The 1,622-nt window shown below is 42.5% G+C and carries 2 protein-coding genes and 1 pseudogene; 2 read left to right on the top strand and 1 reads right to left on the bottom strand.

Going from position 1 to position 1,622, the window contains the following annotated elements; genetic code table 11:
• Positions 1 to 497 precede the first annotated feature (497 nt).
• Both E1919_RS27090 and E1919_RS28230 read left to right on the top strand, forming a co-directional pair.
• Positions 498 to 788 (top strand): DUF983 domain-containing protein, encoded by a 291-nt coding sequence (locus E1919_RS27090; protein ID WP_237144897.1) that lies wholly within the window; start codon positions 498 to 500, stop codon positions 786 to 788.
• 65 nt (positions 789 to 853) lie between these two features.
• Positions 854 to 1,144: pseudogene (locus tag E1919_RS28230) on the top strand (AraC family ligand binding domain-containing protein); the annotation flags it as partial.
• A gap of 382 nt (positions 1,145 to 1,526) precedes the next feature.
• On the opposite strand, the gene E1919_RS28225 reads toward E1919_RS28230, so the two are convergent.
• Positions 1,527 to 1,622: IS3 family transposase (locus E1919_RS28225; RefSeq protein ID WP_394351841.1), on the bottom strand; the 96-nt coding region annotated here is incomplete at its 5' end.

The following is a 1,622-nucleotide window of genomic DNA, read 5'->3' as shown; positions in this document are numbered from 1 at the left end:
GGATTACCTGACCACGGACAACCTGTTTTATGCCACTAAAAGGGCGCTGGCCGCCGTGGGGAAGAATTTGTTTATTAGCTTCTCTGACTATAGGATGTAGTTTAATGTAATTTTGTCTCAGTACTTAGTATTTGTTACTTATAGCGAGTTTAAAGGTTATGGGTTTACTATTTCCAGCAAATCCGGCTGAAGTTGCCAAAAGGAAGGTTTGCAGCTGGTTTATTAGGAGCCTCTCCCAGAAATCAAGTGAGTAACATCGTGTAGGCCAGCAATGGTATTATTTATGCTATCGCGGACAAAAAGTCCATTCATTTGCACTTTTTGTCCCTTAAGGGAGGCTGTCTTACCTATTACCTTTGTGACATAATCTAATCGCTATGAGCACCATGAGTCAGAAAAGGTCTTTTTTATACAGCGTTGTAAATGTTAAGTGCCTAAGATGCCGTGAAGGAAATATGTTTCCCAAAGGCACCTTATACAGTACTAAGTTTGCAGACATGAACAAAGCCTGCCCATGCTGCGGACAGGTTTTTGAACCAGAGGTAGGCTACTACTACGGGGCGATGTATGTGAGTTTCGCCTTTAACGTAGCCATATTCTTAGTAGGGTTCTTTATCCTGTATCAGCTTGTGGAAGAGGTAACCATGTTGATGATGATGGGTTTGATGGCTGTTACTGTCGTTGTCTTGTTACCTGTTATCTTCAGGTTATCCCGGGTACTGTGGATAAATATATTCATCCATTATGAGGGCCCCTGCGACCAAATCCCTAAGAAAGCGCATAGCTAAAGGGAATCTGAAAAACCGTAAGCGGAGCGTACAGTATATCATACCTGCTAGTATTCCATTAACATATGTATCATAGAGCTACACCAGTATCCAACATTTGCTCTCTTACAACGGATGGACTAGAGCAGCAAGGCGTAATGGTAAGCAGACTTAGCCACTACTTTGGAGCACACAGTCAATTACATATTCCTCATCGCCATTCCTTCTATCACCTAATAGTGTTCACTCAAGGAGAAGGAACTTGCAGTATAGATTTTACTGAGTTTCCTGTTTCGCCTAATCAAGTATATGCAATGGTTCCTGGGCAGGTGCATGCCTTAAGCGTCACGGAAGAAGCACAAGGCTTTGTAATCAATTTCTCAAAAGGCTTCTTTTATTCCTTTCTACTCCGCCCGTATCTGGAACAGTTTCCTTTTTTAACCGGTGTTGTGGAAGATTCTGTCATAACCCTGCCTGATAAAGTTATGCGGGAAATAATACCTGCCCTGGAAGGCCTTCTAAAGGAGGGACAGCAAAAAGAAATTCAGAAAACAGACATGATGTGTGTACTGTTACTGCAACTATTCCTGCTAATAAACAGGGGGCTGGTAAAGAAGCCCAGCAAAAAGTCAGTAAACACTAAATCAGTCATTGTGCGGAACTTTCAGAGCTTAGTGGAGCACCATTATAACCGCTTTAGGCTACCGAAAGATTATGCAGCTTTACTTTGGAATTGCAATGTTTTACTGGAGACTTTTCTCAGGCAGCCACTGCCTGGTTGTACAACAGGCTTTCATATTGGCAAGGAGTCAGGTAACCAAGGGCTGAATGCCTCCTTTTCCGGTTGTAAAAACT

This window comes from Pontibacter pamirensis, assembly GCF_010015475.1.
Taxonomy (GTDB): Bacteria; Bacteroidota; Bacteroidia; order Cytophagales; family Hymenobacteraceae; genus Pontibacter; species Pontibacter pamirensis.
Note: the sequence above shows the minus strand (reverse complement) of the source record. Positions and strands in the feature narration are given on the sequence as shown.